Origin of the sequence: Mesobacillus harenae (assembly GCF_013343715.1) — a bacterium.
GTDB lineage: Bacteria > Bacillota > Bacilli > Bacillales > Cytobacillaceae > Mesobacillus_A > Mesobacillus_A harenae.
The window spans coordinates 15,419-42,124 of record NZ_JABUNR010000020.1; the positions used below are offsets into that span (position 1 = coordinate 15,419).

Annotated in this window: 25 protein-coding genes; 18 read left to right on the forward strand and 7 right to left on the reverse strand. The window is 43.1% G+C overall.

The features are described 5' to 3' along the window. The first annotated feature begins 100 nt into the window (after positions 1-100). Together HRJ06_RS19940 and HRJ06_RS19945 are read left to right on the forward strand one after the other, a co-directional pair. Positions 101-403, forward strand: a complete 303-nt coding sequence (locus HRJ06_RS19940) for a YwdI family protein (RefSeq protein WP_174734733.1) — start codon at positions 101-103, stop codon at positions 401-403. A 22-nt stretch (positions 404-425) separates the two neighbouring features. Next, positions 426-797 (forward strand): DUF423 domain-containing protein, encoded by a 372-nt coding sequence (locus tag HRJ06_RS19945; protein WP_174734734.1) that lies wholly within the window; start codon positions 426-428, stop codon positions 795-797. A gap of 160 nt (positions 798-957) precedes the next feature. Here the strand turns inward: HRJ06_RS19945 and gerQ are convergent, their stop codons facing one another. Together gerQ and hemQ are read right to left on the reverse strand one after the other, a co-directional pair. Next, the gene (gene gerQ, locus HRJ06_RS19950; protein WP_174734735.1) at positions 958-1,605 is read right to left on the reverse strand and encodes a spore coat protein GerQ; all 648 of its coding nucleotides are present in this window, start codon (positions 1,603-1,605) and stop codon (positions 958-960) included. Between the two features lie 1,067 nt (positions 1,606-2,672). Next, complete coding sequence (hemQ, locus tag HRJ06_RS19955) at positions 2,673-3,416, reverse strand: hydrogen peroxide-dependent heme synthase (protein ID WP_174734736.1); 744 nt, start codon at positions 3,414-3,416, stop codon at positions 2,673-2,675. Between the two features lie 301 nt (positions 3,417-3,717). Between hemQ and pta the strand changes: the two genes are divergently transcribed. Both pta and lipL read left to right on the forward strand, forming a co-directional pair. Next, entirely contained in the window at positions 3,718-4,692 is a 975-nt protein-coding gene (gene pta / locus HRJ06_RS19960; protein ID WP_174734737.1) for a phosphate acetyltransferase, read from the forward strand. Positions 4,693-4,978: 286 nt separating this feature from the next. Further along, positions 4,979-5,833, forward strand: a complete 855-nt coding sequence (gene lipL, locus HRJ06_RS19965) for an octanoyl-[GcvH]:protein N-octanoyltransferase (protein ID WP_174734738.1) — start codon at positions 4,979-4,981, stop codon at positions 5,831-5,833. A gap of 121 nt (positions 5,834-5,954) precedes the next feature. Here lipL and HRJ06_RS19970 read toward each other — a convergent pair whose 3' ends face one another. Then, positions 5,955-6,743 carry an RsfA family transcriptional regulator gene (locus HRJ06_RS19970; protein ID WP_174734739.1) on the reverse strand — a complete coding sequence of 263 codons (789 nt, stop codon included), beginning with the start codon at positions 6,741-6,743 and terminating at the stop codon, positions 5,955-5,957. 331 nt (positions 6,744-7,074) lie between these two features. On the opposite strand from HRJ06_RS19970, the gene HRJ06_RS19975 reads away from it, so the two are divergent. From HRJ06_RS19975 to HRJ06_RS19985, 3 genes are all read left to right on the forward strand, one after another. Further along, positions 7,075-7,296 (forward strand): YuzB family protein, encoded by a 222-nt coding sequence (locus HRJ06_RS19975; RefSeq protein WP_174734740.1) that lies wholly within the window; start codon positions 7,075-7,077, stop codon positions 7,294-7,296. 163 nt (positions 7,297-7,459) lie between these two features. Beyond that, positions 7,460-8,752, forward strand: coding sequence for an HD domain-containing protein (locus HRJ06_RS19980; RefSeq protein ID WP_174734741.1), 1,293 nt, complete (start codon positions 7,460-7,462; stop codon positions 8,750-8,752). Between the two features lie 18 nt (positions 8,753-8,770). Beyond that, on the forward strand, positions 8,771-9,277 hold the full coding sequence (locus tag HRJ06_RS19985) for a YwgA family protein (RefSeq protein WP_174734742.1): 507 nt from the start codon (positions 8,771-8,773) through the stop codon (positions 9,275-9,277). 753 nt (positions 9,278-10,030) lie between these two features. On the opposite strand, the gene HRJ06_RS19990 is transcribed toward HRJ06_RS19985, so the two are convergent. Further along, positions 10,031-10,222 carry a 2-hydroxymuconate tautomerase gene (locus HRJ06_RS19990; protein WP_174734743.1) on the reverse strand — a complete coding sequence of 64 codons (192 nt, stop codon included), beginning with the start codon at positions 10,220-10,222 and terminating at the stop codon, positions 10,031-10,033. A gap of 160 nt (positions 10,223-10,382) precedes the next feature. Here HRJ06_RS19990 and HRJ06_RS19995 point away from each other — a divergent pair, with 160 nt between their 5' ends. From HRJ06_RS19995 to HRJ06_RS20005, 3 genes are read left to right on the forward strand one after another with little or no spacing between them, the layout of a single operon-like run. Next, positions 10,383-10,541, forward strand: a complete 159-nt coding sequence (locus HRJ06_RS19995) for a hypothetical protein (protein ID WP_174734744.1) — start codon at positions 10,383-10,385, stop codon at positions 10,539-10,541. A 37-nt stretch (positions 10,542-10,578) separates the two neighbouring features. Further along, positions 10,579-11,238, forward strand: a complete 660-nt coding sequence (locus tag HRJ06_RS20000; protein ID WP_174734784.1) for a site-2 protease family protein — start codon at positions 10,579-10,581, stop codon at positions 11,236-11,238. 32 nt (positions 11,239-11,270) lie between these two features. Beyond that, complete coding sequence (locus HRJ06_RS20005; RefSeq protein ID WP_174734745.1) at positions 11,271-11,783, forward strand: YwhD family protein; 513 nt, start codon at positions 11,271-11,273, stop codon at positions 11,781-11,783. A gap of 237 nt (positions 11,784-12,020) precedes the next feature. Here the strand turns inward: HRJ06_RS20005 and HRJ06_RS20010 are convergent, their stop codons facing one another. Then, positions 12,021-14,081 carry a transglycosylase domain-containing protein gene (locus HRJ06_RS20010; protein ID WP_174734785.1) on the reverse strand — a complete coding sequence of 687 codons (2,061 nt, stop codon included), beginning with the start codon at positions 14,079-14,081 and terminating at the stop codon, positions 12,021-12,023. 258 nt (positions 14,082-14,339) lie between these two features. On the opposite strand from HRJ06_RS20010, the gene speE reads away from it, so the two are divergent. The 4 genes from speE (at position 14,340) to argS (ending at position 18,517) form a co-directional block, all read left to right on the forward strand. Then, entirely contained in the window at positions 14,340-15,167 is an 828-nt protein-coding gene (gene speE / locus HRJ06_RS20015; RefSeq protein WP_174734786.1) for a spermidine synthase, read from the forward strand. 278 nt (positions 15,168-15,445) lie between these two features. Then, on the forward strand, positions 15,446-16,318 hold the full coding sequence (gene speB, locus HRJ06_RS20020; protein WP_174734746.1) for an agmatinase: 873 nt from the start codon (positions 15,446-15,448) through the stop codon (positions 16,316-16,318). Positions 16,319-16,406: 88 nt separating this feature from the next. Continuing rightward, complete coding sequence (locus tag HRJ06_RS20025) at positions 16,407-16,847, forward strand: YwiB family protein (protein ID WP_174734747.1); 441 nt, start codon at positions 16,407-16,409, stop codon at positions 16,845-16,847. Then, positions 16,847-18,517: an arginine--tRNA ligase gene (gene argS, locus HRJ06_RS20030; protein WP_174734748.1), complete on the forward strand. Its 1,671-nt coding sequence runs from the start codon at positions 16,847-16,849 to the stop codon at positions 18,515-18,517. The genes HRJ06_RS20025 and argS overlap by 1 nt, the downstream gene beginning before the upstream one ends. Positions 18,518-18,569: 52 nt before the next feature. Here argS and uvsE read toward each other — a convergent pair whose 3' ends face one another. Together uvsE and cls are read right to left on the reverse strand one after the other, a co-directional pair. Then, complete coding sequence (gene uvsE, locus HRJ06_RS20035; protein ID WP_174734749.1) at positions 18,570-19,526, reverse strand: UV DNA damage repair endonuclease UvsE; 957 nt, start codon at positions 19,524-19,526, stop codon at positions 18,570-18,572. A gap of 97 nt (positions 19,527-19,623) precedes the next feature. Then, positions 19,624-20,826, reverse strand: a complete 1,203-nt coding sequence (gene cls / locus HRJ06_RS20040; RefSeq protein WP_338421128.1) for a cardiolipin synthase — start codon at positions 20,824-20,826, stop codon at positions 19,624-19,626. 248 nt (positions 20,827-21,074) lie between these two features. On the opposite strand from cls, the gene HRJ06_RS20045 reads away from it, so the two are divergent. The 4 genes from HRJ06_RS20045 (at position 21,075) to HRJ06_RS20060 (ending at position 26,698) form a co-directional block, all read left to right on the forward strand. Further along, positions 21,075-23,180, forward strand: a complete 2,106-nt coding sequence (locus HRJ06_RS20045) for a (Fe-S)-binding protein (protein ID WP_174734750.1) — start codon at positions 21,075-21,077, stop codon at positions 23,178-23,180. Positions 23,181-23,423: 243 nt separating this feature from the next. Further along, the gene (locus HRJ06_RS20050) at positions 23,424-24,614 is read left to right on the forward strand and encodes an acetyl-CoA C-acetyltransferase (RefSeq protein ID WP_174734751.1); all 1,191 of its coding nucleotides are present in this window, start codon (positions 23,424-23,426) and stop codon (positions 24,612-24,614) included. A 63-nt stretch (positions 24,615-24,677) separates the two neighbouring features. Then, positions 24,678-25,529 carry a 3-hydroxybutyryl-CoA dehydrogenase gene (locus HRJ06_RS20055; RefSeq protein ID WP_174734752.1) on the forward strand — a complete coding sequence of 284 codons (852 nt, stop codon included), beginning with the start codon at positions 24,678-24,680 and terminating at the stop codon, positions 25,527-25,529. 38 nt (positions 25,530-25,567) lie between these two features. Next, positions 25,568-26,698, forward strand: coding sequence for an acyl-CoA dehydrogenase (locus HRJ06_RS20060; protein ID WP_174734753.1), 1,131 nt, complete (start codon positions 25,568-25,570; stop codon positions 26,696-26,698). The last annotated feature ends 8 nt before the right edge of the window (positions 26,699-26,706 follow it).

Here is a 26,706-nt window from a genome sequence, read left to right on the forward strand (position 1 = left end):
TGTGTAATACGGAAACAACTATTATGATATGGATGAGGGACATGCTGTTAAAATGCAGACAGGTTCCTGAACAGGAATTTAAAAGCGTGGTGAATAAGCAATGAATATATCGGTCCATAAACTGATGGCTAAAATGGGAGAAGAACTTAGAAAGGCAAACGGAGCTTCTTCCGAGGCAGAATTGCGCGAGAGGGTGCGTGCCTTGAAAACATTATGTGAAGTTATCCTGGATGAACCTTCGCAAGCGGATCAAAAAAGCCAGGCTAAACAGGTGTACGCCAGTTCGGACACAATGCAGGTTAAAACATATCCAGCTGAGCCAATCCAGCCTGCCGCTATCAATCAGCCAAAAAAACTGAAAATGGACGATGAAGCAAATGGAGATTCTCTTTTCGATTTTTAATATTTTATAGAGGTGAGGAAATATGAAATTATTTATTATTCTTGGAGCAATAAATGCCTTTTTATCTGTAGCCCTCGGTGCATTTGGTGCTCACGGACTTGAAGGGAAAGTCGAACAAAAGTATCTGGAAATCTGGAAAACAGGTGTAACTTATCAAATGTTTCATGCTACTGGACTGCTGATTATTGGAATTTTAATGGGGAATCTTCCGGCAACAGCACTATTAACCTGGTCAGGATGGCTAATGGTTGTTGGCATTATTTTGTTTTCGGGAAGCCTATATGTACTAACCTTAACAAAGATAGGTGTGCTTGGAGCGATCACCCCGCTTGGCGGAGTGTCTTTCTTAATTGCATGGATTCTTATCATTATTGCAGCAGTCAAGTTTCTATAAAAGACAAAGCCCTGCAGTGAGCTGCAGGGCTTGTTTTTCAATTATTGAACTTTAAAAGTTCCAATTGATAGCTAATCGTATCGTTGAATGCATCCTGCAGGGCCCTAGCGCCTAGTATTTGCCCTTCCTGTGCCCATTTAAGGTGTTAAACGCGTTGTATTTAGCGAGGAGGGTACGTGGCCATTCCTGCCCCTGTACCTGGAGCACCAGCGCCCGCAGCAGTACCTCCCATGCCAGCACCCATGCCGGCGGCGCCAAATGGATATTCATACTCAAGTTCTTCATCAAACGTAATGTAGTCAAGGTATACCATAAGAAGAAGATAACGCATCCCTGTTTGCGGATCGCTGAGGATGAGATGATCTCTCCCGGCAGCCTCAATAACACCTTTAAAAATTTTCGCATTCCATTCCCGGTTATTTTCAAATGTCATATAAACTGTGGCGATTTTCCCTTTATTCAGCCGTAAAATGTTTTCAATATACGATTGCTCAATTGGAAGCATCCCTGGAATATTCTGTGCAGGGTTTGGAGCTGTCGGCTGGGTAAACTGTGGCATTCCAGCTGGGTACCCTTGGGCGCCCATTCCAGCCTGAGCTTGGGCAGTATAAGGATAGCCATATCCAGCCTGTGCTCCGGGCTGACCGAGATAATTAAATCCTGCATTCCCCTGGGCTCCTGTAGTTCGGTATGCCTGAGCAGCCTGCGGATATACCCTATAATCCAAATATGGATTAGAGTTAGATTGACTTTGGCCTTGGTTTTGATTCTGGTTCTGATTCTGATTTGAAGTTTGATTCTGATTCATTCTTCTACCTCCTAATAAGTATAATCATGCAGCGGTTAAACCTTAAGATAGATAAGAAAAACTCACTATCTAATTAATATGAGAGCAAAACAAATTTATGACAAATAGAAAAGCGGAGACGACTGTCAGGGGCGTCAGGCATAAGGCGAGCGCTGACAGAAGGCGTTTTTTGCCTTCCCGAAGCGAATGACTTATGACCCCGAGCCCCTAGGAGTCAGAGCTAGCCAAGAAAAGCGTAAGCGCCTTGAACAGCTCCGACAAGCGCTGGAGTTCCTGCTGGTGAAGTCGTTCTTTGACTTCACCAGCAGGACCGAAGCGACTCGAGGAGCTAGGCGCTGAAGCTGGACAATAGAAAAGCGGAGACGACTGTTCAGAAACGAGCAAACTGGAGAGTCCACCAAAGAAGCGGGTTGTGCTTCTGAAGGAGGAATTGAAGTTTGCCGAGTTTCTAGGAGTCGGAGCTAGCCAAGAAAAGCGGAGACGACTGTCAGGGGCGTCAGGCATAAGGCGAGCGCTGACAGAAGGCGTTTTTTGCCTTCCGAAGCGAATGACTTATGACCCCGAGCCCCTAGGAGTCGGAGCTAGCCAAGAAAAGCGGAGACGACTGTTCAGAAACGAGCAAACTGGAGAGTCCGCCAAAGAAGCGGGTTGTGCTTCTTAAGGATGGCCGAAGTTTTTCAAGGAGAGGGGCGCCGCTAGAAGATAAATCCATAAATAAAAGAGGCTGACTCAAAAGGTCGAATAATTTCGACTAAGAGTCACCACTTTTATTGTTTCATCCATTTTAGGTTATAGTTTTCTTGTTTTTTTGAGATAAAAATGATTTTTAAAATCTAAGTTGATTTGGAGTGGAAGGCGTGAGACTCTTGAAAATGAAAAACGCATTTTCTCGTGTATAGGCCTTTTCGAGGAAGTCTTTCAGTGTCCTGCGGGATCAGCTTGAAAGGTGAGACCCCACAAGAGCGAAGCGTCTGGAACGGAAATCAACGGCCCATTTATATATCCTGTCCTTAAATAAAAGAGGGTGCCCAAAAGTTTATACCTTTTGGGACACCCTCTTGAAAATATTAGACATGTAAAAAGTGATTGACTTTGTCTTCTTCAAGTAAGTTTCCAACAAAGAAGGCACCAAATTCGCCAAAACGAGCACTGACTTCATCAAAACGCATTTCATATACTAGTTTTTTGAATTGAAGGACTTCGTCAGCAAACAGGGTGACTCCCCATTCGTAATCATCAAAGCCAACAGATCCGGTGATGACCTGTTTCACGATGCCTGCGTACTGGCGGCCGATCATGCCGTGGCTGTACATCATCTTTTTGCGATCTTCCATCGGGAGCATGTACCAGTTGTCTTCACCCTGGCGTTTCTTATCCATTGGGTAAAAGCAGATATGCTTAGCCTTCGGAAGGGTCGGGTAGAGCCTTGCAAGGATTTGTGGATTCTGATAAGGATCCTCTCCTGCTGGAAGGTAATTACTGAGTTCTACGACAGAAACATATGAATGAGCAGGAACCGTAAATTCAGCAAGTTTCGATTTGTTGAATTCGGTTTCAATTTCATTCAGCTCTTCCATTGTCGGGCGCAAAATCATCATCATGAAATCAGCTTTTTGTCCTACAACCGTATAAAGGGCGTGAGAGCCTTCTTTTTTATTCTGGGTAGCGTTCCATTTATCAACTAGTCCTAAAAATTCATCGATTGCTGCCTGCCGTTCGTCGCTCGGCATCATTTTCCATGTTGTCCAATCAACTGTCCGGAAATCATGCAAACAATACCAGCCATCAAGAGTTTGTGCTGCTTCACTCATTTTCATCACTCCTAAATCATCAATAATATACAACCATACTATATCATAGTTTCGCCATCGGCCATGATTTTAACAACCCTTAAAATAAGATCCTTGTTTATATAACTGGGAAAAAGGATATTTTGTAAAAGAATGAAGATATTATAACAGGATAGACATTGGTACGTGAGATCCAACAGATTATTGTAAATATTTATAAAAAACGAACTTATTGATTGGAAACGGTCTCAGCGGCTGCAACATTTTGAAAAATGCGGCTGGTAAGATATTCTATTGATATAGAAGTTAAGGAGGACGTATTATGAGTGATTTATTTTCAGTGTTAAAAGAAAAAGTAACTGGGCAGAACATGAAAATCGTTTTTCCGGAAGGCTTAGATGATCGGATTTTAAAAGCAGCTGGGAGACTGGCTGAAGACGGGATATTGACGCCGATTTTGATAGGCAATATTGAAAGAATTCAGGAATTGGCTAAGGATTTGGATGTTTCACTTGAAAAAGTTGAAATCTATGACCCCAATAATTTTGCAATGATGGACCAGCTGGTTGCTTCATTTATTGAAAGACGTAAAGGCAAGGTTACTGATGAAGATGCGAGAAGAATCTTATTGGATGAGAACTATTTCGGCACCATGCTCGTGTATTCGAACCAGGCAGATGGGCTTGTAAGCGGTGCAGCCCATTCAACAGCAGATACGGTGCGGCCTGCCCTCCAAATTATTAAGACAAAAGAGGGTGTTCGTAAAACTTCAGGTGTGTTTATCATGGTTCGTGAAGATGAGAAATATGTATTTGCTGACTGTGCAATCAACATCTCACCTGACAGCCAGGATTTGGCTGAAATCGCGGTTGAAAGTGCCCGCACGGCCAGGATGTTTGATATTGAGCCGCGCGTTGCTATGCTCAGCTTCTCAACGAAAGGGTCCGCTGTATCACCAGAAACAGAAAAGGTATCAAGGGCGCTGGAAGATGCGAAGCTTCGTGACCCGCTTCTGGTAATTGACGGCGAATTCCAATTTGATGCAGCTTTTGTCCCTTCAGTAGCTGAGAAGAAGGCACCAAACTCCCCATTGCAAGGAGATGCTAATGTGTTTATATTTCCAAGCCTTGAGGCAGGAAACATCGGCTATAAAATTGCCCAGCGCCTTGGCAACTTCGAGGCAGTCGGACCGATCCTTCAGGGCCTAAACCGCCCGGTAAACGATCTGTCCCGCGGCTGCAGCGAAGAGGACGTCTACAAACTAGCCCTAATTACGGCAGGACAGGCAATAGGTTAATAAATAAAGACGAAAGGGCCAGCAAATATTTGCTGGTCTTTAAATGTTTTTTAGAATCATTATCGTTATGGAATATATCCGTTTTTTATGGAATATCCTGCTCCATTCATGGAATATATCCGTTTTTTAAACCGATTAATAGCAAAAAGTAGAATATTGCTATAAAAGTTGATCTCAGTCGACGTTAAACTAATAGAAACCAGTTAATAAAAGATTAATTTTAACCAAGTCAGGTACTTATGCTATAATACCTCTGTTATAAAGGAACGTAAAAGGAGATAAAAAGATGAATGAGGCACTTCATTTGCTTCGTCAGGACACATGGAGAATAATTGATCAGTCTGCACTTGGACCGCATTTTCATGCGTTGCAGTCATTTGCAATGGACGATACGCTTTGTGCCTCAGTGGGAACAGGACAATCACCTGCTTCAGCTCGGGCGTGGGTTCACCATAACACCTTTGTTCTTGGTATTCAGGATACAAGGCTTCCATTTTTACAGGAGGGACTGAGATTCCTTGAAAAAAGAGGTTGCCAATATATTGTCAGGAATTCTGGTGGACTTGCCGTTGCTCTAGATGAAGGAGTTTTGAACTTATCACTTGTTTTCACTGAGCAGGAAAAAGGAATTGATATCAATCGCGGTTATGATGCGATGTGGATTTTAATAAAAGAGATGTTTTCTGATTTTCATAAAGATATAGAGGCAAAGGAAATCGTTGGCTCCTATTGCCCTGGAAGCTATGATTTAAGCATCGAAGGCAAAAAGTTTGCAGGCATTTCCCAGCGCAGGCTGAAAAGAGGGGTCGCTGTTCAGATTTATCTTAGTGTAACAGGGAGCGGCAGTGAGCGAGCTGAATTGGTTAAAGGATTTTATGACCATGCAATAAGACAAGAGCAAACAAAGTTCAGCTACCCTGCGGTTAAGCCTGCTGTCATGGCGTCTCTTTCTGAACTCACTGGCGTGGGCCTTACAGTCCAAGACGTGGTGCTTCGGTTCTTAACCTTTCTTCAGCAAAATAGCGGAAAGCTTGCAGCGTCTTCTTTAACAGAGGAAGAAACACTTTTGTATGAGCAATATTATATGAGGGTTGTGGAGCGAAATGCAAAAGTCCTCTCAACAGCGGAAGCGAGCTTATAGAACATCTGATATAAAAAAAGCCGAAACGCTTAGAGTTTCGGCTTTTCTTGTTAAGGGATGCTGCCCCTCTCCTGCTTGTCTATCTATATATAAATATATATGCGCTAACAACCAATATGGTTTACTCAGCTACTTTTTCAAGGTTGCCGTTTCGGTCCATCTTAAATTTTGTAGCCGGACGCTCTTCCTCTTCAAATAGCACAAGCTTACGGGCCCGATTCATGATTTTCATTAACGTCTCGTAATCTTCCTGAATCGTAAAAGTATTTTGTTCGAGATCAGAGATTTTCAGATCAAGCTCATGATTTAGTTTCTTCAGTTCAGCAATTTCCCGCTTTAATCTGTCATTCTCACTTTTGTATATATCAACTTGGAGGTTTGAGCTTCCCAGGTTTTGTAAGAATGAAATAACACGTTCCAATGTCAGCTCTTCTGAAGGTGTATATACTTGCCTTGGTTCAGGCTGTTGCGGAACCTGATAGTGAGCGGCAAATTCTTGAAAAGCTTCCTGCTCCATTGCCCCGGTTTCGAATGTATCGGTTTCGGTATCTTGAACAGAGGAAGAATCGGATGCAGAAACGGAAACTGGAACAGGTGCTGGAGTTGGCGCTACGTCTTCCATCGTTGGTACGGGTGGAGAATATAGCAATTTTTTCTTGCCGCCCTGGTCCTTACCAAGAATTCGCTGTCTTTGTTTTCGCTGCTTTTTAGCTAACTGCAAGGCCTTCTCATAACGATGGCGGACAACAGCATTCCATCTAAATCCACATGCTGCAGATGTACGGTTCAGTTTGTCGCCTACTTCTTCAAAAGCATTCAATTGGGTGCTGCCTTCTCTTACGTGCCGCAGCACTGTTTCGGCTAGCAATAAATCATTTTCATCTGTCCAGGCATCCTGGCGAACTTTCATGTTAACTCAACTCCCTATTTTTTTAATATTATTAAAAGTTCTAGTCCAAGTTTGTCCGGTTTTTCCAAGGTTTATACTAAAATCAATGAAAGGATAGTAGACTTTTCCAATTTTTCGATAGATAGGTATTGGAAAAACCTTTTAAAGCTTAAATTCTCTAGTGAATCATATGATTGAATTCGGCTTGCATTCAGAGAGGAGAAAATGTAAAATACCCTTTAGCAAACGGAAAAAACGTATGCGTTTTCGAGCTAGTAACAGAAATTAATCAATTTTATTCATGATTAACTAATAGATTACTTTGGTTTTATATAGAAAGGATTGTATTACGATGAGTAATGAATTCAAAGTTTGCGACGATTGTCAGGCCGTAAACTTAAAAACGCTCATTCCCCGCCTGAAACAACTGGATGCTGAGGCCGAGATTGAAATTGGCTGCCAGAGCTATTGCGGCCCTGGACGAAAAAAAACCTTCGCGTTTGTTAATAACCGACCGGTAGCTGCATTAACAGAAGAAGAATTAATGGAGAAAATCAACAAAAAGCTAAAATAAAAATTGCCTTTGAGCTAAAGCTTAGAGGTAATTTTTTTGTCATCGAGAAACCTTGCCATATAGGGATTTTTGTCAAAAATTATCTTTTTTTGCAGAAAGTCGAGGTGAATTGGAACCATAAACGGGCTATAATAGATACATGAAAACAGGAAGAAGGGAAACAATGGGGTATTCGACGGAAAAGCTTAGCGAAGAAAAGGTATTTAAAGATCCGGTACATCGATACATCCATGTACGAGACAGACTCATATGGGACTTAATCGGGACAAAGGAATTTCAGCGCCTCCGCAGAATTAAACAGCTGGGTACTACCTACCTGACCTTCCATGGGGCAGAACACAGCCGTTTTAACCATTCGCTGGGTGTCTATGAAATTGTTCGCCGGATTGTGGATATTGCGTTTGAGGGGCGTCCGGAATGGAACGAAGAAAAAAGGCTGCTTTCCTTATGTGCAGCTTTACTTCATGACTTAGGGCATGGGCCGTTTTCCCATTCCTTCGAGAAGGTGTTTGACCTGGATCATGAGGACTTTACACAGGCAATAATCTTAGGAGATACAGAAGTAAATGAAGTTTTATCAAGGGTTGAACAGGATTTCCCAAAACGGGTTGCCGAAGTAATCGCCAAAACATCAGAGGACAAGCTGGTGGTCAGCCTGATATCAAGCCAAATTGATGCAGATCGGATGGATTATCTGCAGCGTGATGCCTATTTTACCGGCGTCAGTTATGGGCATTTTGATATGGAACGGATTCTCCGCGTTATGCGTCCAAAAGAAGATCAGGTTGTCATTAAACAAAGCGGTATGCATGCTGTTGAAGATTACATAATGAGCAGGTATCAAATGTATTGGCAGGTCTACTTTCACCCAGTAACCAGGAGTGCAGAGGTAATCCTCACCAAGATTCTTCACCGTGCTAAAGACCTCTATCAAAATAATTATTCCTTTAAATATAATCCGCTTCACTTTTATTCCCTTTTTAAAGATCAGCTTACGCTTGAAGACTATTTAAAATTGGACGAGGCGGTTTTCCTCTACTATTTTCAGATGTGGCAGGAGGAAGAAGATCAAATACTGAGAGATCTTTGCACAAGGTTTCTTAACCGGAATTTATTTAAATATGCAGAGTTTGACCCGGCAAAAGAATACAAAAAGTTAGCTGAACTTTCCGCTTTATTTGTAAAAGCAGAAATAGACCCGGAATACTATCTTGTCGTCGATTCTTCATCCGATCTTCCTTACGACTTTTATCGTCCAGGCGAGGAAGAAGAACGGCTTCCTATTCATTTGCTTCTAAAAAACGGAGAGGTGCGCGAGCTTTCAAGAGAGTCTGAGATTGTCGATGCGATTTCGGGTAAAAGAAGAACGGACCATAAACTTTATTATCCGGCAGACCTCCTTGAAAAAAGCCCAGAAAACCCTTATGTGAAACAGATACTTGCTTTGTTAATTTAAAAACGGGAGATGACGAGATTGTTAAAAGATCATGCTAAAATTATTCATGCTGTTGCCGTCTCCGGTGAAGTTGTTGGCCGGAAAAAACTGCAGAAAATGATATACATTGCCAAAAAGATGAATTTCCCATTCCAGGAACGGTTCCAGTTTCACTTTTATGGACCTTATTCAGAGGAATTGACATTGCGGGTGGAAGAACTGTGCAACATGGGCTTTTTAAACGAAGCGAAGGAAGACAAGGGGAATTACTTTCAGTACCGTTATAGTTTAACGGATTCTGGAAAAGAGTTTTTGGGACTTAACAGCATTGAAATGCCTAGCCTGCAGGATTGCCTTGGAGATATAAACGGCCAAAGTGCAAGATTTCTGGAACTCGTATCAACGATTTTGTATTTTGATAACCTTCCAGAAACAGAGGTAATAGAGAAAGTTCACACATTAAAAAAGAGCCAGCGCTACACTGATGAGGAAATGGCTCAAGCATTTGGCTTTATTAACGGACTTCAACAAAAAGCTAAGCATTAAGGTGCTTAGCATAGACTGTAGACAAACTCGAAGAATTTTGAGTTTGCCTACGGTCTTTTTATTTTAAAATTTAGTTAGAATAACTAGTGAGATTAGTTTTCCACTCCGGGTGCAAGCTTTCGGCGGACGGGGACGAGCCGCTTTTCCCGCAGGAAATTGATTGGGGATCTTCGAATTTGCACACGCACGAAGGAAATGCGATAGCACATGGAAAGCATCCGAGAATTCACATCGCACGAAATTATGCGATAGCATAATGAGGAGTTTCGAGGAGTCGCCACCCTCTTCTCCAATCCACTTATAAAATAGAATAAATCTTTGTTGATGCGAAGGGCAGCATGTCATGCTGGCGATGCTTAACTTGCTGCAATGGATTTAAAAAAACTAGCAACTAGGACTTGGCAAAGTGCTTGACGATCACTCTATATAGCTTATCTCACAGGTTTGGGGTCAAAAATTTGAGAGCAAACCTGCTTATTGGAGCGGAGGGTGCTTGACTCCTGGGGGATTAGCGGGACAGGTGAGACCCCGCAGGGAGCGATGCGACCGAGGAGGCTCATCGCCCGCCCCCCGGAAAGCAAGCGCCCGGAGCAGAAACAGCTTTTTTCAACCATTCCAACAAAAAGATGACAAAAGGCAGCGAGGAAAAGCATTTCGCTGCCTTTTGTCGATAGTCTGATCTAAGCATTAAGATGCTTAGCTTTTGTTTTATATCCAGGTATTTTATGTAACATGAAGGCTAATGTCGCGTTTTTAGTTTTGCTCGTCACTAAGGAGCTTTCCATTGATGGCATATTGGTTTTTACTCATCTCTTCAATAAACACCGCAATTTTCTCTTTTGGTGCTCCTGTAGTTTCGCTGACAGCGTCAGTCACCTTTTCAACAAGCGCTCTTTTTTGATCTTCAGTACGGCCTTCCAGCATTTTGACAGTAACATATGGCATGTTCATTCCTCCTAAACTAACTAGCTGTAGTTTTTCATAATTCAATTAATTTTGCAAGCAGATCACGATTCTCACTTTTCACATTAAAGCCCCATTCATGTATACTAAAATAAAAGCGGAGCCGACTGTCCAGCCCCGACAAGCACTGGAGGGCCAGCAGGTGAAGTCGTACTTTGACTTCATCAGATGGACCGAAGTGCACGAGGGGCTAGGAGGAGCAGCTAGCCAAATAAAAGCGGAGCCGACTGTCCAGCCCCGACAAGCACTGGAGGGCCAGCAGGTGAAGTCGTGCTTATTTTATCAGACTGGACTAATTTAGGTATATCTAGAAAAAAGGGGATTGAGATGTGGAATTTTTGGAGCGGTTTTTAGCGTTTCCGTGGGATCAAATTCCTTATGTAATTATCACTTTAGTGATTGCGTTTACGATACATGAATTTGCCCACGCATTTGTAGCTTATAAATTTGGTGATCCAACAGCAAAAAATCAGGGAAGACTAACATTGAATCCGCTTCAGCATTTGGATCCCTTTGGAACAATTTTGATTTTTATCATGGGCTTTGGGTGGGCAAGGCCGGTTCCGGTTAACCGTTTCTTTTTTAAGAATCCAAAGCTTGCAGGGATATTAGTATCAGTTGCCGGTCCCGTCAGCAACCTGATCCTTTCCCTTATCGCCTTAACAATCCTCTATGGCCTTGCAGGTGCTGGGATTTTGGCTGGCTTGCCGGTGTATGTGCTTGAATTTCTTGAACTATTTATCTCACTAAACATTGTTTTGTTTGTGTTTAATTTGCTGCCGTTTCCGCCCCTCGACGGCTATCGGATTATTGAGGATTTAGCACCGTCGCATATTCGGGTTAAGATGTCACAATATGAAAACTATGGGTCGCTGATTTTTTTGATTTTGGTTATTACACCATTAGATCAGTACACGATTCAGCCGATTTTCAGCTTTATTTTGCCAGGCTTGATGTCAGACTTGCATGAATTTTTCTATCAGTTATTTATCGCATAAAAAAATGACCTTGTAGCAGGAGGTAAGATGTCATGGAAGAGAAAAAGAAGAAAAGCATAGGGTTCAACATTATAAAAAACGACCCGACAGACGGGCATGGAGGGTTTGGTGGAGGTTCCTTAAGTCTCGATAATGTCTCCCCAGTCATTATTGATGTAGAAGGGGGCGAAGCTGTAGTCGATATAGGGGCCATGCATGCAAGGAGTGCGATTGAAAAACGCATTAAATTCCTCCCAAACAAGGAAGACGTTCCGGATGCAAAACTGTTTTGGCTCGTATGGGTTACGATAGACCGAAAACCAGAAGGTCCATATTACGCAGGAGCTACGGCTTGTGAAATGACCGTTAACCAAGAGATTCGCCGCGGCTATAAATCCTTGCCTGAACACGTAAACCGCCTTGATAAATCAATTAAGCGCCATATAATTGTGGACCATATGGATAATAAGTCAAAGGGAATTCTTAGTGATTTCCTAAAAAACCATGATGCTGGCATGTGGGAAAGGGCTAGTGACAAGCTAAAAGAAGACTTGAATGCCAAATAAATTTCTTGTCGAAAATGTGAAATATTTGTGAACAAAGTTTGTCTTCTACTTGCCCAAATGGGCTAAAGAAAGTAAACTTAAAAACAGCGCAAACACATTTGACGCTAGGACACGTGAAGCGAAAGCATTAAACAGTCTGATTTGCCATGAAAAGACTGGCTTATGAATGAGACGAGTTTGAAACTTAGCTGAACATAAAAATCCCCCGGACAAACTATTGTCTGGGGATTTTTATGTTCAGCCGCCAAAGATCCGTTTATACCATGGTTTTTTCTTGGAAGGCTTTGGCTCTTCTTTTATTGGCTCATTATCATCTAGATGATCGGTACAATATTCGGTCGGTTCAGTTCCGGTTTTAAAATAAGTGAGCCGTTTCACCGGGCAGTTGTCAGTCGCGATTTTTCCGTTATCGGGGTTAATATAAACCCCAACGGTCCCTTTGGCTGCTTTAAAATCTTTTACAGGTTCGTCTTTTAAGGCATTTTCCATAAAATGAATCCAAATATTTTTCGCATAGGTTTTTTCAACTGTTAAATCGATGGGTTTTCCTTGATCATAGCCTGTCCAAACAGCCGTAACAAGCTGGGGAGTGTATCCAACCATCCAGCTGTCAGTTTCCGTTGAACCGGATTTACCGGCATATGGGCGGGTCATGTCATTTATTAGGGTGCTGCCGGTCACAGGTGCATAGCCGTTAAGTTTTTTATCAAAGATACCAGTCAGCATATGAGTCATAACAGAGGCAAGCTCGGGTTTTAAAACTTGTTCATCTGCCTTTTTGGCTTTGAAAATGACATCGCCTTTATGATTTTCAACTTTCTTAATCAACACAGGGGAGACAGTTTTGCCGCCATTTGCAAACAGACTGTATGCTCCAGCGATATCAATCACTCTTACCCCTGATGTACCTAGAGCAAGGGATGGAACCATATCCTGCTCAGTTGTTATTCCGAAACGGTCCGCTGTTTTCATAAGAGTGTCTTCTCCAAGAAACAGATGGGTTTTTACGGCATATACATTGTCGGATAGAGCTAGTGCCTGAGCCATAGTAATTTCTCCGCCTGCATAGCGGTTATTAAAGTTATGAGGCGTGTACTCGGGTCTTCCGTCATCAAACCGAAATGTAGTGATTTCACTTTTCATCATCGTTGATGGAGTGAAGCCATGCTCTAATGCAGCGTAATACAACAGAGGTTTAATGGTGGATCCTGGCTGCCTGACAGCCTGAATGGCCCTGTTAAAGGAGCTGTTGCCGTAGTCACGGCCGCCAACCATTGCCTTAACATGTCCAGTTTTGGGATCGAGAGCAACCAAGCCTGTCTGGATTTCAGATTCCTCAGAAATCAGCTTTTTTACCGTCTCTTCGGCAATCTCCTGCTGCTTTAGATTAAGTGTTGTATACACTCTCAAGCCGCCAAGTTCAATTGTGCGTTCATCAAGATTAAGCTGAGTCTTCAGTGCATTGCGAACTGCATCCTGAAAATAAGGCGCAGTTACAAGAGAATCGTGCTGATGCTCTCCAATGATATCTAGTGGTGCCTCTTTAGCTAGTGCTGCGGTTTCCGCATTAATAGACTTGTTTTTAACCATAGAATCGAGAAGCAGCTGCTGCCGCTGTTTTGCTTTATCAAAAGATGTTAGTGGGGAATACAGCCCTGGCCCTTTTGGAACGCCAGCAAGGATGGAAGCTTCCGCCAGGTTGAGGTCCTTCGCATTTTTACCGAAATAAAATTGGCTTGCGGCCTGGACCCCATATGCGCCGTGTCCATAATATATTGTATTTAGATAGCCTTCGAGAATTTCATCCTTAGAGTAATTCATTTCGATCCGGATTGTATAAAATGCTTCATTCATTTTTCGTTTCCATGTTTTATCGTGCTCAAGGAAAAGGTTCCGGGCATACTGCTGTGTTATGGTGCTGGCCCCCTGAACCTTTGCAAGTGCTTTTATATCAGCGAGGGCGGCGCCGGCAATTCGTTTATAATCAAAGCCGCTGTGATCGTAAAAACGGCGGTCCTCAATGGCTAAAGTCGCATCGATTAAGGATGGGGAGATATCATCGAGGGCTACCCAGTAGCGTTTTTGCCCACTGTGGCTTTCACCGATAATTGTTTCGTCGTCGGAAAAATATAAACTGGACTGTGGGACGGCAAGTGGCGGTGCTCCAAGCAGTTTTGCGTAGCCAGTAATAGAAAGATAGCAAAGCATAGCCAGCGCTGTACTGATTAATGCAATAAAAAAGAGTGCCCGTAAATACTTGACTGTTTTACGAAAACGCTGATCTGTCATCAATTCCATCATGCCTGCCCCCTTTCATCCCAAATGTAATGCTTAAATATCCACATATTCACAGTATGAAAGGAAACAGGTGATTTTAAACGTTAATTAGTAAATTTTTCTTGCAATTTTGCTAGATTCATCTATACTTTTTGTCATGTTTGTAATCGCTATGTTGGGGAATTATAAATAAAGGGAAATCTCGATTTGGAACGAAATCAGCCTCTTCTTTTGCGAAACAGCCGAACTATTTTTGGAAAATCGAAAGGAATGAATGTTATGGGTCTATGGTTTACTGAAAAACAAACCGAAAACTTCGGAATTACAATGAAGGTCAAGCGTACTTTACATACAGAACAAACTGATTTTCAAAAGCTTGATATGGTAGAGACCGAAGAATGGGGAAATATGCTGCTCTTGGATGACATGGTAATGACGTCTGTTAAAGATGAATTTGTTTATCATGAAATGGTTGCACATGTTCCGTTATTTACACATCCTAATCCTGAAAATGTACTAGTAGTAGGCGGCGGAGACGGTGGTGTTATCCGCGAAATTTTAAAGCATCCGAGTGTAAAAAAGGCGACACTTGTTGATATTGATGGAAAGGTCATTGAATACTCTAAAAAGTACCTTCCAGAAATTGCAGGCAAGCTAGACGATCCGCGAGTGGACGTCCAGGTTGGCGATGGCTTCATGCACATTGCCAAAAGTGAAAATGAATATGATGTCATCATGGTTGACTCCACTGAACCTGTAGGACCGGCCGTAAATCTTTTTACAAAGGGTTTTTATTCTGGAATTTCCAAGGCTTTAAAGGAAGATGGGATTTTTGTTGCACAATCGGATAACCCGTGGTTTAAAGCGGATTTAATTAGAGATGTACTGCGTGATGTGAAAGAAATTTTCCCAATTACCCGTCTTTATATTGCTAATATCCCAACGTACCCAAGCGGGATGTGGGCATTCACAATCGGATCCAAAAAGTATGATCCATTAGAAGTAAGTGAAGATCGGTTCCATGAGATTGATACTAAGTACTACACAAAGGAACTTCATAACGCAGCATTCGTACTTCCGAAATTCGTCGGAGACCTTGTAAAATAAAACCTAAAAGCGGAGACGACTTGTTTAATTTTGGACAAGCCGTCTCCATTATTTACATAAAACTTAAACATGCACTCTAAAGCGCCCTCAGCCGGGCGCTTTTCAGAGGGGGATTTTTCCCCTCCCTTAAAGTGATTCTTTAAGTTTTTCCCGGGTGATTTAGAGGAATTCAGGGGAGTTTAAATTTAATTCAGGTCTATTCGGAATTAATTCCGGGGAATTCCAACTTAATTCATTTGTACCGAATATTCAGATAAAATATAAGGAGGTTACCGCTTTTGAGATTTGATGAAGCTTATTCAGGAAATGTATTTATTGGCAGCCACTCTAACTACTTGGAAAGCAAGGCTGTTTTATACGGGATGCCGATGGATTGGACAGTCAGCTACCGCCCAGGTTCACGATTTGGCCCAACCAGAATTCGAGAGGTGTCAATCGGTCTTGAGGAATACAGTGCCTATCTAGACCGGGAACTTGAAGATGTAAAATATTTCGATGCCGGCGATATTCCCCTGCCGTTTGGAAATCCACAGAAAAGCTTAGATCTTATCGAAGAATTTGTTGATAAGCTCTTAGCAGCAGATAAGTTTCCACTTGGAATGGGCGGGGAACATCTTGTTTCTTGGCCTGTTATGAAGGCTGTTTCAAGAAAATATAAAGACCTAGCGATTATTCATATGGACGCACATACAGACCTGCGCGAACACTATGAAGGAGAGCCCCTCTCTCATTCAACACCGATCAGGAAAATTGCTGAGCATATTGGACCAGAAAATGTCTATTCATTTGGAATTCGTTCTGGAATGAAGGAAGAATTTGAGTGGGCGAAGAAGGCTGGCATGCATATTTCCAAATTTGAAGTGCTTGAGCCGCTGAAGGAAATTCTTCCAACACTTGCAGGCCGGCCTGTTTATATTACGATTGACATCGATGTTCTCGACCCGGCCCATGCGCCCGGTACAGGAACTGTGGATGCAGGCGGGATTACTTCAAGAGAATTGCTTGCGTCTATCCATGAAATAGCCCGTTCCCAAGTGAACGTGGTTGGAGCTGATTTAGTAGAAGTGGCCCCGATTTATGACCACTCCGAGCAAACAGCCAACACTGCCTCAAAACTTATACGTGAAATGCTGCTTGGCTGGGTTAAATAAATTTGATGTGGTGACAGGCACCATCCAGTTTTCTGGATGGTGCCTGTCACCCTATTCAGTTATAATATAGGAAAAAGGATGTGATGGGATGGTACGTCCGGCTGAACAGACTAATGTGAAAGTGGATGTGAAAACCATCATTCACAGCGAAGGCCATCAGGAGAAGATTGATTTGACAACGTCTGGTCAATTTTATAAAAAAGAGACAAGCTCCTATCTTCAATATGATGAACCAATTGAAGAGGGGAAGATTCATACAACGGTCAAGATGATGGATTCAGAGCTCCGAATTATGAGAAGCGGCTCGGTCAAAATGAGGCTGCCCTTTCGCCTTCATAAGAAGCTGCGGGGTACATATGAAACACCAATGGGCCAGCTGTTGACAGAAACAGTCACCAAGCGGCTGGAAATTACTTATAATGAGGAAAAAACAGAGGGAGTTGTGGACGTGCTGTATGAACTAGCGGTCCAAGGCTCTGCTGCGGGTACATACCATTTAACGATCACGTTCAAGGAGGAAGGGAAATAATGAACATAGTCGAGCAAGTCCAAAAGAAATTGAAGCAGGAAATTAGAGAGGCCGTTCTTAAAGCCAGCCTCGCTGCTGAAGAACAAATTCCTGAAGTCATCCTTGAGGTTCCGAAAGAAAAGGCGCATGGTGATTATTCAACCAATATGGCGATGCAGCTAGCGCGCATAGCGAAAAAGCCGCCGCGGAAAGTTGCCGAAGAACTGATTGAACACTTTGATAAAAGCAAAGCTTCTATTGAAAAAATTGAGATAGCTGGACCGGGGTTTATTAATTTTCATCTCGACAATAGTTACCTGACGCAGCTGATTCCAACCATTCTCGAATCGATGGAAGAGTACGGCCGCACTGCGGTCGGAAACAATCAAAAGGTTCAAGTCGAGTTTGTTTCAGCAAACCCAACTGGCGACCTTCACCTTGGACATGCACGAGGTGCGGCGGTAGGTGATTCTTTGTGCAATATTCTCGATAAAGCGGGCTATAATGTTTCTCGTGAATATTACATTAACGATGCAGGAAACCAAATTAATAACCTGGCCTTATCCGTTGAGGCACGCTATTTTCAGGCGCTCGGCCTTGAAAAAGAAATGCCTGAGGACGGTTACCAGGGAGCAGATGTGATCGGAATTGGAGATCGGCTTGCTGAAGAATTCGGTGATAAATATGTTAATGTTCCTGAGCAGGAGCGGTTTGACTTTTTTAGAGAATACGGCTTGAAATACGAAATGGAAAAGCTAAAACAAGATCTTGAAAACTTCCGTGTTCCGTTTGATGTCTGGTATTCTGAAACATCGCTTTATAATAATGGGAAAATCGATGAAGCCATGCAAGTTCTGAAAGATAATGGCCATATTTTCGAAGAAGGCGGAGCAACATGGTTCCGTTCAACAACTTTTGGGGATGATAAGGACCGCGTAATGATCAAACAGGACGGATCATATACATACCTTACTCCAGATATCGCTTATCATAAGGATAAGATTGACCGTGGCTTTGAAAAACTGATTAACATCTGGGGTGCCGATCACCATGGTTATATTCCGAGGATGAAAGCGGCGATTCAGGCACTAGGTTATGCCCGCGAGACGCTTGAGGTTGAAATTATTCAACTTGTTCATCTTTATAAAGACGGGGAAAAAATGAAAATGAGCAAGCGGACGGGTAAAGCGATCACGATGCGTGACTTGATTGATGAAGTTGGCCTCGATGCCACACGTTATTTTTTCGCAATGAGAAGCGCAGATACCCATTTAGATTTTGACTTGGACCTTGCCGTTTCCCAGTCAAATGAAAATCCTGTTTACTACGCGCAATATGCGCATGCTCGAATTTCGAGCATTCTGCGTCAGGGTGCAGAACAGGGAATCATTTATGATCTGAATGCAAATGTCTCTATTCTTGGGTCCGAAAAAGAAATTGATTTGCTGAAAAAACTTGGTGAATTCCCGCTGGCAGTGGCAGAGGCAGCAGAAAAGCGGATGCCGCACCGCATCACCAATTATATCTTTGATCTAGCATCAGTTTTCCACAGCTTCTATAACGCTGAGAAAGTATTGGATCTTGAAAACAAAGATAAAACAGTAGCGCGTATGGCGTTAATAAAGTCAGTCCAGATCACACTTCGCAATGCACTGGCATTGATTGGTGTATCAGCACCTGAGAAAATGTAAGGAAAGATAAAAAAGAGGCGTTCGCTACCTGGCGAACGCCTCTTTTTATATCCTACTTCCACTGCAGTGCGGCCCCACGAATTCGCTTAACGCCGCGAATCTTGCTTAGTTCATCTACAAGGGCGAGTAAAGCCTGATCTTTTAGCTTGGCCTCAATCATCAAATCAACGTTTACATTAATCTCTCTTAAAATTTTTAGGAGCGGGGCGATATAATCTGCATCGATGTAATCGGCATGAGCTCTGTAGGCTTGCTCTGACCTAGGAGATGATATGTGAATCTTTGGCCTAATGCCCGTGCGCTCCCAGGTTTTAAAGGCTTTAGGAAGCAAATCTTCGAGCGGCTCTTCCCCCGGATTGGCGAGATGGTGGTGGTAGTCGAATGCAAACGGGATATCTTCCTTTTGACATGCAAGAAGTGTTTCATCAGAATTATAAGTTTTGTCATCATTCTCGAGGGTCATTACTTTCTTAATATGAGAAGGGAGCTGTTTTAGGTTTTCGTGAAACCGGAGAATCGTTGTTTCTTTTTCCCCGTATGCCCCGCCAATATGAATATTTAACGTACCCTCTTTTTCTAGTCCCATCGCCTCAAACATCCGGTAATGATAGTCCATATCAATAATGGCGTTAGCTGTTACCTCCTGACGCGGTGACGTGAACAAGGTAAAAGCGCTCGGATGAAAACTTGAGCGCAGCTTGTGCTTTTTTACTAAGGTTCCAATCTCCTTCCATTCTTTTTTAAATGGAGTTACAAAGTCCCAGCGCACCTCAGGGTGGGTTGCAAGCGGGACAAGCGAGCTTGAGAACCGGTATACCTCAATATCATGAGCAATGTTATAGTGGAGCATTCTTATGGTGTTTTTTAAGTTTAGAGATGTAGCAATTAGAAGTCTTTCCATGCGTTCTTTCTCTTCCATTGCTTTGTAGCGGGTAAAGGTCAGCGTTTTTGCTGGGGAGGCCTCCCATAAGGTGATCGCATGCGAAACATAGCCAAATCGTATAATCATATCGATACTCCTTTTTTAGCGGAAGTTTGTCCATAAAAACGTCTGAAATAAATGGGCCGAACATATGAATAACATATGAAGGCCCGCTAACCGTTGTTCATAGAAAGTAGGAGATGGAAAGGGCAGCCTTTTCTTTTAAAGTCCGAAAAGGGTTAAACCCGCTCAATTTCATGAGTGTCAGCTCTTCAGAATCAAGGATATCCTTGTGCAAGACAGCAGCCATTTTTTGAGAAAAAGTTTCATCAAAGATAATGCAATTTAACTCATGATTTAAAAAAATGCTTCGCTTATCAAAATTGGCCGTTCCTAAATCACATACTTTATCATCAATCAAAATTACTTTTGCATGATAAAAGCCTTTCATATACTCATATACCCTTGCTCCCTCTTTTAAAAGCGGTCTCAAAAAATAGTAGGAAGCTTCTTTAACAAGAATATGGTCTGCCTGATGAGGAAATAAAATGGTCAGCCGGATGCCTCTCTTTAGAGCATGTAGCATATCCTCCTGCAGTCTTTTGCTTGGTACGAAATAGGGAGTGCCTATCGTTATTGACTGGTCTGCTTTTTTTATTAGTGAGGATAATACTTGTTCCAAGTGGACACCTTCAGAGGCGACGATTTGCTGTTGCAAAGGTCCTTTCGGAAGCTGAGGAAAATAGACCCTTTCCTTAAGCAGCCCAGTTTTTACGGTTCTATTCCAATCCAGCAAAAATTCCTGCTGCAAGTCCTGGACACTTTCTCCTATCAGCTTTAAATGGTAGTCTCGCCACGGACTAAGTTCAGGGTCTTTATCTATGTATTCTTTCCCGAGATTGTATCCTCCAAGGTAGCCAACTTTCCCGTCAATGATCGTAATCTTGCGGTGATTTCTTACCTGTGTACTGTAAAAAATATACGGAAACCGAGGGACGTTGCAAAAAGAGAATTTTACCCCTGACTGCTTCAGGTCTTTAATCATTTGGCGTGAAACAGACTTTGAGCCGATCCGGTCCAATAGAAGCCGAACCTCGATACCAGCTTTTGCTTTATCCTTTAGAATAGCCAAAAAGTCACAGCTGATTTGATCATTCTTAGCAATGTAAAAAAGAACGTGGATATGGTGTTCAGCTTTTTTTAGCTCATTGAACATATCGGTAAAAAGCTTCTCGCCTTTGGTAAATAAAACCAGGCTCCCTGAGCGGACCGGATAGGTTTCAAATCGTGCTTGGCTAAGGTGTTTTTTCCTGCCTAGCGAAAAATCAGCCATCAGCCATACAAATAGGAGTAGAATGAATCCAATCATTGTAAATGTTATGGTCACAATATCCTGCTCCTCGCGTAGTATTTCCGTTATTTTTTCCGAAAACGGCGCTTCTATGATAAATTCTCAAAAATAGAACAGCAGGTTTTTAACAAGAATAGTTAAAAATGGTTGACTGAATGCTCATTCATATTTAAAATAAGATTAAATTCAGAAAATTTTATGGTTTAGAAATTTTCGTCATTTGAGAGACTTGCCTGTCAAGGCTGCTCTTAGCCGCAAACTTCATGAAAGGGGTAGAACACAATATGAATGCTCTCTTATGGGTAAACTTAATTGCTTTTTTACTTGTAACCGCTTACGCCTTAAGCCTTTTTGTGTACGTGGTCAAAACAAGAATTGAATTCATCAAGCTTGGGAGAAAAGTGGAGTTTGAGAAAAAGCTTAAAGAGCGGCTCGAACGTGTTTGGGTAAATGTATTCGGGCAGAAAAAACTTTTAAAAGACAAGAAAAGCGGATTAATCCACGTTATGTTCTTTTATGGTTTTATTTTAGTTCAGTTTGGCGCGATTGACTTTATTTGGAAGGGCCTCAGTCCTGGCTCTCACCTTCCACTGGGACCGCTTTACGCTGGCTTTACATTCTTCCAGGAGATCGTTACCCTAACCATCCTGGTTGCTGTTGTATGGGCTTTTTACCGCCGCTACGTGGAAAAACTTGTACGACTTAAGCGAGGCTTTAAAAATGGACTAGTTCTTCTGTTTATTGGAGGACTCATGCTTTCTGTTCTTCTTGGGAACGGTATGGGCATGATCTGGCATGGCCATGAAGCAACATGGACAGAGCCGGTTGCCTCAGCCATTGCTATCATTTTCTCGGGGATTGGAACGACCGCTTCGATTGTTATATTCTACATTTCATGGTGGATTCACTTATTATTCCTGCTTGCTTTCTTGGTTTATGTACCGCAGTCCAAGCATGCGCATTTGATAGCCGGGCCTGCCAATACGTATTTTCAAGATGACAAAACCAAGCTGAAGAAGATTGATTTTGAAGACGAATCTCAGGAAAGCTTTGGTGTCGGTAAAATCGAAGACTTCGATCAGATTCAAATGATCGACTTCTATGCATGTGTGGAATGCGGACGCTGTACAAATATGTGTCCTGCGACAAACACAGGTAAAATGCTGTCACCAATGGACATCATTGTTAAGATGCGTGACCATCTCACTAATCATGGTGCCGTCGTAACGTCCAAACAGCCATGGGTACCAACATTTGCTTTTTCCAATACAAAGGGAAATCAGCTTGCTCTTGCGGCTGCTGGCCAAGGTGCTGAAGAAGCAGCTGCTGCGGTTGAATATAGTCCAAGTTTAATCGGAGACGTGATTACCGAAGAAGAACTTTGGGCTTGTACAACTTGCCGTAACTGTGAAGATCAGTGTCCAGTTATGAACAAACACGTTGATAAGATTATCGACCTGCGCCGTTATCTGGTCCTTACAGAAGGTAAAATGGATCCGGATGCACAGCGTGCGATGACGAATATCGAACGCCAGGGCAATCCTTGGGGATTAAACCGCAAAGAGCGTGAAGACTGGCGCGACCAGCGTGACGATGTTCATGTTCCAACCATTAAGGAAATGAAAAAATCCGGCGAAGAGTTTGAATACTTGTTCTGGGTTGGAGCAATGGGTTCTTATGATAACCGCAGCCAAAAAATCGCGTTATCATTTGCCCGTCTGTTAAACGAAGCTGGCGTGAAATTTGCCATCCTTGGAAACAAGGAAAAGAACTCTGGAGATACTCCGCGTCGCCTAGGCAACGAATTCCTTTTCCAGGAGCTGGCAACAAAAAACATTGAAGAATTTGAAAAGAATGAAGTGAAAAAGATCGTTACGATCGACCCTCACGCATATAATATCTTTAAAAATGAATATCCGGACTTTGGATTCGAAGCAGAAGTCTACCATCATACAGAGCTGCTTGCGGAGCTTGTCAGGGAAGGAAAGCTGACTCCAAGGTATGAGGTTAACGAAACCATTACGTTCCATGACTCTTGTTATTTAGGGCGTTACAACGAGGTTTATGATCCTCCACGCGACATATTAAAATCCATCAAGGGTGTTACACTGCATGAAATCGAGCGGAATCGTGAAGATGCAATGTGCTGTGGTGCTGGTGGCGGACTAATGTGGATGGAAGAAGAAACGGGCCACAGAATCAACGTATCCCGGACAGAACAAGCTTTAGCTGTTAACCCAACTGTTATCAGTTCTGGCTGCCCATACTGCCTGACGATGCTCTCAGACGGAACGAAGGCGAAGGAAGTAGAAGAAACTGTTTCTACTTATGACGTTGCAGAATTGCTTGAAAAAGCTGTCATCGGTGAAAACAAGCAGCTTGTTTCATAAAAACTAAAAATTATCTTTGCTGAATCCATAGTAGAAGCTGAGGCACAGTTAAAATTCGCATAACTGCTTGAATTTTTTCAAAAGGTGTTTCAGCTTCTGCTTTTTTTCGCAATAAAGCGTTTTCAATCTGCAGGGGAAATCCCTGTTTTCTTTCTGGATTTCATCGAGCGAGCGTTCAGTCAGTATGGTCCAAAAGGAAAATAACGCAGCGTTTCTAGGATTAATTAAAAGGGAGTGGAACTTATGGGGAAAACAGTTATTTTATCAGGTGCCAGAACACCGTTTGGGAAATTTGGCGGAGCTTTGGCGAGCTTAACAGCATCACAGCTAGGCGGCATTGCTGTGAAAAGTTCACTTGAACGAGCGGGGGTAAGTTCTGAACAGGTTGATGAGCTCATAATGGGCAGTGTTCTCCAGGGCGGACAGGGTCAAATTCCGTCTCGCCAGGCTGCGAGAAATGCCGGCCTTCCTTGGGAAGTTAAAACAGAAACAATCAATAAGGTATGTGCTTCTGGGATGCGCAGTGTTACGCTTGCAGACCAGATTATTCGTGCAGGTGATGAAGAGGTAATTGTTGCCGGTGGAATGGAGTCTATGAGCAATGCACCATACCTAATGCCGAAAGCACGCTGGGGACTGCGCATGGGGGATTCAGCAGTTAAGGATCTAATGCTGCACGATGGCTTAAGCTGCAGCTTTACTGGTGCACATATGGGGACATACGGAAATTCGGTTGCAAATGAGATGGAATTAAGCCGCGTAGATCAAGATCAGTGGGCTTATCGAAGCCACCAGCGTGCCGTTGCAGCGATAGAGTCAGGTAAACTAGCTGAGGAAATCGTTCCTGTAAACGTGCCCCAGCGAAAAGGTGACCCTATCGTTGTAGAGAATGATGAAGCACCACGCAAAGATACTACCATCGAAAAGCTGACAAAGCTTGGATCTGTTTTTAACTCAGATGGAACCATCACAGCTGGAAATGCGCCGGGAGTAAATGACGGTGCGGCGGCGCTAGTGTTAATGAGCGAAGAACGAGCCGAGCGGGAGGGGCGTACTCCAGAAGCACTTATTTTAGGACACACTGCGATCGCGGTTGAAGCGAAAGACTTCCCAAAAACACCAGGCTTGGTCATCAACGAACTACTTAAGAAGACAGGAAAGACGCTTGAAGAAATCGACTTATTTGAAATTAATGAGGCGTTTGCCGCTGTAGCATTAGCAAGCGGAAAAATTGCAAACATTGATCCTGAAAAAGTGAACGTGAACGGCGGTGCAGTTGCCCTCGGCCATCCAATCGGAGCCAGCGGAGCGAGAATTATCATAACACTCATGCATGAACTAAAGCGGCGCGGCGGCGGAATTGGCATTGCGGCCATCTGCAGCGGAGGCGGGCAAGGCGACGCCATCATGATCGAAGTACCAAGAAAAGCGTAAGCAGACTGCTATAGAGACCAACTAACTAGTTTCATAGTTTCACTGAATAAAGGGGGAATAGTCATGAAGGTTGAGAAAATTATGGTCATTGGAGCTGGGCAGATGGGTTCAGGTATTGCCCAAGTATGTGCTCAGGCAGGCTTCCAAGTTATTTTGAACGACCTAAAACCCGAGTTTGTTGAGCGTGGACTTGGGGTGATCAGAAAGAATTTGGCCCGCCAGGTGGATAAAGGGCGGATGACGGCGGAAGAGCTTGAAAATGTGCTATCCCGAGTTGAAACTTCAACAGATATTCAAAGTGCAAGCTCAGTGGACCTGGTAATTGAAGCGGCTGTGGAAAACATGGAGATCAAGTCTAAGCTGTTCAGTCAGCTTGATGAAATTGCTGCAGAGCATACCATTCTCGCGACAAATACTTCATCCCTGCCAATCACAGAAATAGCAGCAGCAACAAAGCGTCCGGAGAAAGTAATAGGGATGCACTTTATGAATCCGGTGCCAGTTATGAAGCTTGTTGAAATTATCCGCGGCCTGGCAACAGCAGATGAAACATACGAGACGATTCAGGAAATCACCAAGGCGTTAAATAAAGTCCCTGTAGAAGTAAATGATTTTCCAGGTTTCGTCTCGAACCGTATCTTAATGCCAATGATTAATGAAGCGATCTATACCCTTTATGAGGGCGTTGCTTCCAAGGAAGCGATTGATGATGTAATGAAGCTAGGAATGAATCATCCAATGGGGCCATTAACCCTTGCTGACTTTATTGGACTTGATACATGTCTATACATTATGGAAACGCTGCATGAAGGTTTTGGGGACACAAAGTACCGGCCTTGCCCGCTTTTGCGAAAATATGTAAGGGCAGGCTGGTTAGGGAAGAAAACAGGACGCGGATTCTATGTTTATGAGTAATTTACAATAACCCAAACCCATGTCTGGGAGGAAATCATATGGACCTGAGATTTACAGAAGAGCAAAACATGATGAGGAAGATGGTTCGCGATTTTGCGGATACAGAGATTGCCCCCTTTGTTGAAAAAATGGAGCAAGGGGAATTTCCGCGAGAGGTTCTTAAAAAAATGGGAGAGCTCGGGTTAATGGGAATCCCCATACCAGAAGAATATGGCGGAGCGGAGATGGACTTTATTTCCTACATTATTGCTATACATGAGCTCTCCAAGGTAAGTGCTACGGTTGGGGTTATTCTTTCGGTACATACGTCTGTAGGTACCAGTCCGATTCTTTATTTCGGAACGGAGGAGCAAAAGCAAAAGTATGTCCCAAAACTGGCTTCTGGGGAATATTTGGGGGCCTTCTGTCTGACTGAGCCAAGCGCAGGATCTGATGCAGGAAGCTTGAAAACAAGAGCTGTAAAAGACGGAGACCATTACATCCTTAATGGATCAAAGGTATTTATCACAAATGGTGGAGAAGCAGATACATATATTGTGTTTGCCAGCACAAGTCCAGAACTAGGCAGTAAAGGGATCTCCGCCTTTATCGTTGAAAAAAACACAACCGGTTTCTTCGTTGGAAAAGATGAGCGAAAAATGGGACTCCACGGTTCGCGAACGGTCCAGCTAACATTCGAAGATATGCGAGTCCCAGCAGAAAACCTGCTTGGTAAGGAAAACGAAGGCTTTAAAGTAGCTTTGGCAAACCTTGATGTTGGCCGAATCGGTATTGCAGCACAGGCGCTTGGAATTGCAGAAGCAGCCCTTGAAGTAGCTACTGCTTATGCCAAGGAACGCCGCCAGTTTGGAAAACCGATTGCTGCACAGCAGGGCATTGGCTTTAAACTTGCAGATATGGCAACTGCAGTCGAGGCGTCAAAGCTCTTGATCTACCGTGCTGCCGAGCTGCGGGCAAAAGGGGAACGTTGTGGAAAAGAAGCATCTATGGCTAAATTATATGCCTCTAAAACAGCGGTAGATGTGGCAACAGAGGCCATCCAGATTTTTGGCGGGTACGGCTATACAGAGGATTACCCTGTTGAACGATATTTCCGCGATGCAAAAATCACGGAAATTTATGAAGGTACAAGCGAGATTCAAAAAATTGTTATAAGCAAACAACTTTAAAGATAGAG